Below are 6,630 nucleotides of genomic sequence, written 5' to 3' on the forward strand. Positions count from 1 at the left end.
GGCCGGTGACCGCCAGCCAGCGCGTCACGCGCGCCGCCCGCTCGCCGCAGGCCGCGACCAGCACTGCGAGGGCGGCAGGAACCGCGATCGCCGCCAACGGATGTGCCGCGAGCCACGCCATCAGCCGGACACCTCCGTGAACTCCTCGGCCTGGCGCCGCCCGCTGCGTTTGACCGCGGCGAGCAGCAGCGCCATACCGACGGCGGCCTCGGCGGCCGCCACGACCATCACGGTGAGCGCCACCGCGTGCGCGGCGCCGGCGGGCGCCCCGGACAGGCGCGCCAAGCCCACGAGCAGCACGTTCGCGCTACCGAGCATGATCTCGACCGAGGCGAGGACCGCGATCAGGTCGCGGCGCGTCAGCACGCCGTACAGCCCGATCGCGAACAGGACGAAGCACACGCTCACGAGAGCGGTCATCGGCGCTCACCCCCCGCGATCGCGACGGCAGCCACGAGCGCGACGAGCAGCAGCGCGCCGAGCATCTCGAACTGCGGCAGCATCGGCCCGAGCAGGGTGGCTGCGAGGTCCGCGCCGCCCGCGGACGCGGACGCCGCGGCCGCGGCCGTTGCCGGCTCGCCGCTCAGGACGAGCCGGGCCCCGAGGACCGCGGCCATCGCGCACATCACGCCCGAGACGACGTCGTGCCGGCTGGTCAGGTCCGGAACGCCGGACGCGGAACGCTTGAGCACCATGATGGCGAACAGCATCACGACGAGCACGCCGCCCACGTAGAGGAACACCTGCGCCGCCGCGAGGAACGCGGCGCCGTACGCGAGGAACAGCCCGGCCGCGGCGAGCAGGAACACCGCCAGCCCGAGCGCCATCCGCATGACCTCGCGGGCGAGCACGGTCATCAGCGCGCCGCCCACGGCCAGCGCCGCGAGCAACCAGAAGACGGCCTGTCCGGCGGTGACGGTCACGTGGCGCACCCCCCGCGATCCGCGTCGGCGCCGGTCGCGCGCGTGCCCGAGCCGTCGCGGCACATCTCGTCACGGTCGAACTGCATGAGGTCGCGGTGGTAGAACGACAGCTCGTACTGGCCCGTGTGCTGCAGGGCATCGGTCGGGCACTGCTCGGCGCACATACCGCAGAAGCAGCACTTCGTCAGATCGAGGTCGTAGCTGGTCATGGCGAGACGCCCGTCGTCGGCGTTGCGCTTCACCTGGATCGCGTAGTCCGGGCAGGTCCGGGCGCAGAAGCCGCAGGCCACGCAGACCTCGGACTGGCAGCGCAGGCAGCGCGCCGCCTCCAGCAGGCCCTCGGCCGGCGTCATGCCGAGCTCGACGGCACGGAAGTCGCCCGCGCGTTCCGACGGGTCCGACATCGGCATGTCGATCCTCAGGCGCGACGGCTCGACGCCGTCCAGCGACGCCTTCGCGTAGCGGTCGTACACCGGCACGGGGCGCATGGTCCGCGTGCCGTCGGGGTCCTCGTCCGACAGGTAGCGGTGGATGGAGATCGCGGCCTCGTGGCCCGTGGCGATCGACCCGATGCAGCTGCCCGGCCCGGTCACGACCTCGCCGCAGGCGAAGACGCCGTCGTGCCCGGTCGTGAAGGTGGAACCGTGCACCTTCAGGTTGCCGCGCTCGTCGAGCATGAGGTCGGTGCCCCCGACGAGCTCGCGAAGGTCCGCCGCCTGCCCGACCGCGAAGACCACCACGTCGCACGGCACGTCCGTGTACTCCTCGCCGAACTGCGGCGAGAAGCGGCCCTGCGCGTCGAACACCGAGAGGCACTCGCGCATCTTCATCCCGGCGACGCGGCCATCCTCGACGATGACCTCGTGCGGCCCGAGCGAACACATCATGATGACGCCCTCGTCGAGCGCCTCCTCGATCTCCCACGGGTGCGCGGGCATCTCGTCGTCGGACTCCAGCGAGGCCTGCCGGACCTCGGTCGCACCCACGCGAAGCGCGCAGCGCGCCACGTCGACCGCCACGTTGCCGCCGCCGATGACCACCACACGCTTGCCGCGCACGCCGGCCTCAGCGTGGAAGTTCGCGCCGCGCAGGAACGGGATCGCGCCCATGACGCCCTCGGCTTCCACGCCCGGGACCGGGATGAGCCGGCTGGTCTGCAGCCCCGCCGCGATGAGCACCGCGTCGTACTCGCCGATGAGGTGCTCGAGCGGGACCTCGCGCCCGATGCGCGTGTTGCAGCGCAGGTCGAGCCCCATGCGGACGAGGTCGTCGATCTCCCCGTGGAGCACCTCGCGCGGCAGGCGATACGACGGCACGCCGGAGTTGAGCGCGCCGCCGGGCATGTGGTCCTTCTCGTACACCGTGACCGCATGGCCGAGGCGCATCAGGTCCGCGGCCGCGGCCAGGCCGGCGGGGCCGGCGCCCACGATCGCGACATGCTTGCCGCTCGTGTGCTCGAAAGCCTGGATGCGCTCCTCGCGGACGGCCTCGAACGCCTCGTACGCCACGCGGTGCAGCGGCCGCACGGCGATCGGCTCGTCGTAGTCGTTGCGGCGGCACGCGGCCTCACACGGGTGATGGCAGATGCGCCCGAGGACGCCCGGCATCACGTTGCGCTCGCGCACGAGCTCGTACGCCTCGACCGGGCGCGCGTCCGCGATCAGGCTGTTCTGCCCGCGGACGTCGACGTTCGCGGGGCAGTTGCCCATGCAGGGCGGAAGGCGGTCCTCGCGGTGCATCCCGTCGACCACAGCGTTGTAGCCCACCGGCTCCGAGCGCACGAGCGCCACCTGGTCGACACCAAGGGTGCCGGTGAGCCGCAGCGCGCCGCGCCAGCGCGGCGACAGCGACACGCGCTCGCGCGGGTAGCGGACGGTCTTGGGCTTGCCCATCGCCCGCTTCGCCGTGATGCCGAGGCCCGTGGCGAGCGAGCGCCACGCGGCGAGGAAGCCCGCGACACCCCGCACCGGCTCCTCGGACACGACGATCTCCAGCGGCACCTTGTCGCCGTGATGCATGCCGTCGGCCGGCGGCGGGAACTCGTGGTGCTCGCTCTGCGTCACAGCCACGGAAGCACCGCCCCCACCAGCACGAGCTGGACGAGCGCGATGGGCGTGAGCACCTTCCACGCGGTGGCCATCAGCTGGTCGGGCCGCATACGCGGGAACGTCCACTTGACCCAGATCATGCTCGTGGCGATCAGCAGCGTGAGGAGCACGTACGCGAGCACGCCCGCCGCCCCCGGCAGCAGGCGCCAGCCGCCGAGGTACACCGCGGCGCCGAAGAGCGACGCGGCGACGATGCCACCGTACTCGCCCATCATGAAGACCGCCCACCGGATGCCGGTGTAGTCGGTGAAGTAGCCGGCCACCAGTTCCGACTCGGCCTCGGCGAGGTCGAAGGGCCCGCGGTTGAGTTCTGCGATCGACGAGATGTAGTACACGAGGAACGCAGGCACGAGCAGGAACGGCCACCACCATGCCCACCGCTCCATGACCTCGAGCGGGCGCAGCGACCCTGCAAGGAGCACCGGCGCGAGCACGGCCAGCGTGCGCGGGACCTCGTACGAGATCATCTGCGCGGCGCCCCGCACGCCGCCGATCGTCGCGAAGGTGTTGCGCGACGACCAGCCGCCCACCAAGACGCCGATGACCGACAGCGAGGGCACCGCGAGGAAGAACAGCACGCCGATGCCCGAGTCGAGCGGGGCGAAGCCCCTCGCGTACGGGATGACGAGCAGCGAGGCGGCGATGGGGATGAAGGTGAGCAGCGGCGCGAAGCGGAACAGCCACACGTCGGCCTGCGCCGGCGTCACGTCCTCCTTGAGCACGAGCTTCACGGTGTCCGCGAGCGTCTGGAGCAGGCCGAACGGGCCGGTCTCCTGCGGGCCGTACCGCATCTGGATGCGGCCGGCGACCTTGCGCTCCCACCACACGCCGAACAGCGCGGCCAGCGCGATGAGCAGGCCCGCGGCCAGCCCCCAGACCGCTCCTCCGAGCACGCCGGTCACCGGTCCACCTCGCCGAAGACAGGGTCGAGTGAGCCGAGGATCACGATGAGGTCCGAGAGCGTGTGACCCGGTGCGAGGTGCGACAGCAGCTGCAGGTTGCAGAAGGCCGGCGACCGGAACTTCAGGCGGTACGGGCGCGGCGAACCGTCCGACACCACGTAGACGCCGAGCGAGCCGCGCGCCGATTCGATGTGGTCGTACGCGTCGCCGGCCCGCGGAGCGAGCAGGCGCGGCAGCCCGGGTGTGACGATCGGCCCCGGCTCGACCTGGTCGAGCGCCTGCTCGATGATGCGCACCGACTCATACGCCTCGAACAGCCGGCACCGCGCACGGTCGAACGCGTCCCCGTTGGCGCCGAGCGGCACCTCGAAATCGAAACGCGGGTAGACCGAGTACGCATCGTCGCGGCGCAGGTCCCAATCCACGCCCGAGGCGCGCGCCGTGGGGCCGCTCGCACCGAACGCGACCGCGTCCGCCGCCGACAGCGCGCCGGCGCCCTGAAGGCGCCCGCGGGCGATGACGTTGCCGAAGAAGAGCCGGTCCATCTCGGCCAGGCCCTTGACGTGCGCCTTCAGGAACGCGCGGCAGGTCTCGACCCAGCCGTCGGGCAGGTCGAACGCGACGCCGCCGGGGCGCACGTAGCTGTAGGTGAGACGGGCGCCGCACAGCGACTCGAACAGCTCGACGATCCGCTCGCGCTCCTCGAAGGCGTAGACGAACATCGTGAACGCGCCGGTGTCGGCGGCCGAGGAGCCCAGCGCCATCATGTGGCTCGCGATCCGCTGCAGCTCGCAGACGATAACGCGCAGGTACTCGGCGCGCTCGGGGAGCCGGATGTCCGCGAGGCGCTCGACCGCGCGGCAGTACGCCCAGTTCGCGTACATCGAGCCGACGTAGTCGAGCCGGTCGGTCAGCGGCACGACCTGGCGGTAGGTGCGGTTCTCGGCGATCTTCTCGATCCCGCGGTGCAGGTAGCCGATGACGGTCTCGGCCTTCACGACGACCTCGCCGTCGAGGTGCGCGATGACGCGGCACACGCCGTGCGTGGATGGGTGCGACGGGCCGAGGTTGACGACGAGTTCCTCGACCGGCCGCCCATCGGCGCCGTCCACCATCCGCCTGCTGTCCACCTGCATCGTCATGCGTCAGATGTAGTCCGGCCTCGGGAGGACGTGCGGGTCCTCGTAGTCCTTGCGCAGCGGATGCCCGCGCCAGTCGTCCGGAAGCATGATGCGGCGCAGGTCGGGATGGCCCTCGAACACGATGCCGAAGAGGTCGTACGTCTCGCGCTCGTGCCAGTCCGCGCCCGGCCACAGCGCAGTGAGCGACGGCACGCGCGGCTCCGAGCGAGGCACGCGGCACTTCAGGAAGACCGCGGCGTGATGCTCGGGCGCGTGGAGGCGCACGACGATCTCGAACTGCTCGCCGTAGTCGACGGCCGTGACCATGCCGAGGCGGTCGAAGCCGAGCCGCTTGAGGTCTTCGGCCGAGGACAGTAGCGCGCCGGGCTCGACGGCCAGCACGCCGTCGCCGAACTCCACCGAGAACAGCGTGCACAGGTCCGGATAGGCGGCGCAGAGCATCTCGCGCAGGTCCTCGCCGGTCACGGCGCCTCCTCCGGCTCGCACGGCGCCTCCGGCAGCAGCAGGTCCGCACGGTGGGTGCGGCCTTCCGCGATGGACTCGGAACGGATCTTCTTCGCGAGCTGCAGCACGGCGTCCTGGAGCGACTCGGGGCGCGGCGGGCAACCGGCGATGTAGACGTCGACCGGGAGGAACTCGTCGACGCCGCGCACGACGGTGTACGAGTCGTGGAGGAAGATGCCGCCGGACACGGCGCAGTTGCCCATCGCGATGCACCACTTCGGCTCGGGCATCTGGTCCCAGAGGCGCTGGACTGCCGGCTGCATCTTCTTGGTGACGGTGCCCGCGACGACCATCACATCCACGTGCCGAGGATCGGGACGCGGGAACGCGCCGTGGCGGTCGAAGTCGAACTTCGCGAACGACGCGGCGATCAGCTCCATGGCGCAGCACGCGGTGCCCATCGGCATCACCCACGGCGAGTGGCCTCGCGCCCAGTCGATGAGCGCGTCGAGCGTGGTCAGCACGACGTCGCCGCCGGGCGCTGCGTCCAGCCCGCGGCCGATGGAGTCTACGACGGCCACTTCAGCGCCCCGGTCTTCCACGCGTACGCGAGCCCGAGTGCGAGGAACGCGACGAACGCGCCGACCTCGATCACGCCGGCGAGCGAGCCGCGAAGCGCCGACGCGACGGCGAACAGCAGCACGCTCTCGGCGTCGAAGAGCACGAAGAGCAGCGCGATCAGCGCGAAGCGCAGGTTGAACGGCGTCCACGGGGCGCCGGCCTGCTCCATGCCGCACTCGTAGGGAGACTCCTTTGCCGGCGAGCCGGCGCGCGGCGACAGGACGAGGTTCGCGAGGAACACCACCCCGATGAAGCCGGCAGCCGCAGCGACCATGCCGAGTACGAACAGCACGCTCTGTCCGGAAGCGTCCTGCATGGAACCCTTTCGCCCGCCACCATCGCGTACTTGTAACTCGCAGTTACAAAGCCCACGTTAGCAATTCGCCACGCGACGGTAAAGTCCTGCCCGCCGCACTCCCCGTCCTGCGGTCCGGGTGGCTAGCTCTCGTCCTCGAGCGGGGTGATGTAGGTGATCGCGGTGACCGAGATC

General features: G+C 71.3%; 8 protein-coding genes. All 8 read right to left on the bottom strand.

Going from position 1 to position 6,630, the window contains the following annotated elements:
• Window positions 1-120: 120 nt before the first annotated feature.
• From nuoK to FDZ70_04970, 8 genes are read right to left on the bottom strand one after another with little or no spacing between them, the layout of a single operon-like run.
• Window positions 121-420: an NADH-quinone oxidoreductase subunit NuoK gene (gene nuoK / locus FDZ70_04935; GenBank protein TLM77891.1), complete on the bottom strand. Its 300-nt coding sequence runs from the start codon at window positions 418-420 to the stop codon at window positions 121-123.
• Complete coding sequence (locus FDZ70_04940; protein TLM77892.1) at window positions 417-923, bottom strand: hypothetical protein; 507 nt, start codon at window positions 921-923, stop codon at window positions 417-419. The genes nuoK and FDZ70_04940 overlap by 4 nt, the downstream gene beginning before the upstream one ends.
• Entirely contained in the window at window positions 920-2,992 is a 2,073-nt protein-coding gene (locus FDZ70_04945) for an FAD-dependent oxidoreductase (GenBank protein TLM77893.1), read from the bottom strand. Before FDZ70_04945 ends, FDZ70_04940 begins: the two co-directional genes overlap by 4 nt.
• The gene (nuoH, locus tag FDZ70_04950; GenBank protein ID TLM77894.1) at window positions 2,983-4,035 is read right to left on the bottom strand and encodes an NADH-quinone oxidoreductase subunit NuoH; all 1,053 of its coding nucleotides are present in this window, start codon (window positions 4,033-4,035) and stop codon (window positions 2,983-2,985) included. Before nuoH ends, FDZ70_04945 begins: the two co-directional genes overlap by 10 nt.
• Window positions 3,930-5,048, bottom strand: coding sequence for an NADH-quinone oxidoreductase subunit D (locus FDZ70_04955; protein TLM77897.1), 1,119 nt, complete (start codon window positions 5,046-5,048; stop codon window positions 3,930-3,932). Before FDZ70_04955 ends, nuoH begins: the two co-directional genes overlap by 106 nt.
• Window positions 5,049-5,078: 30 nt before the next feature.
• The gene (locus FDZ70_04960; GenBank protein ID TLM77898.1) at window positions 5,079-5,516 is read right to left on the bottom strand and encodes an NADH-quinone oxidoreductase subunit C; all 438 of its coding nucleotides are present in this window, start codon (window positions 5,514-5,516) and stop codon (window positions 5,079-5,081) included.
• A 20-nt stretch (window positions 5,517-5,536) separates the two neighbouring features.
• On the bottom strand, window positions 5,537-6,100 hold the full coding sequence (locus FDZ70_04965) for an NADH-quinone oxidoreductase subunit B (protein TLM77895.1): 564 nt from the start codon (window positions 6,098-6,100) through the stop codon (window positions 5,537-5,539).
• The gene (locus FDZ70_04970) at window positions 6,088-6,456 is read right to left on the bottom strand and encodes an NADH-quinone oxidoreductase subunit A (protein ID TLM77896.1); all 369 of its coding nucleotides are present in this window, start codon (window positions 6,454-6,456) and stop codon (window positions 6,088-6,090) included. The genes FDZ70_04965 and FDZ70_04970 overlap by 13 nt, the downstream gene beginning before the upstream one ends.
• Window positions 6,457-6,630 lie beyond the last annotated feature (174 nt).

The sequence above is a fragment of the Actinomycetota bacterium genome, from assembly GCA_005774595.1.
Classification (GTDB): Bacteria; Actinomycetota; Coriobacteriia; order Anaerosomatales; family D1FN1-002; genus D1FN1-002.

Coding starts and splice junctions, on each gene's coding strand:
- nuoK (TLM77891.1), bottom strand. CDS start 420: ATGACCGCTCTCGTGAGCGTGTGCTTCGTCCTGTTCGCGATCGGGCTG.
- FDZ70_04955 (TLM77897.1), bottom strand. CDS start 5,048: ATGGTGGACGGCGCCGATGGGCGGCCGGTCGAGGAACTCGTCGTCAAC.
- FDZ70_04960 (TLM77898.1), bottom strand. CDS start 5,516: ATGCTCTGCGCCGCCTATCCGGACCTGTGCACGCTGTTCTCGGTGGAG.
- FDZ70_04970 (TLM77896.1), bottom strand. CDS start 6,456: ATGCAGGACGCTTCCGGACAGAGCGTGCTGTTCGTACTCGGCATGGTC.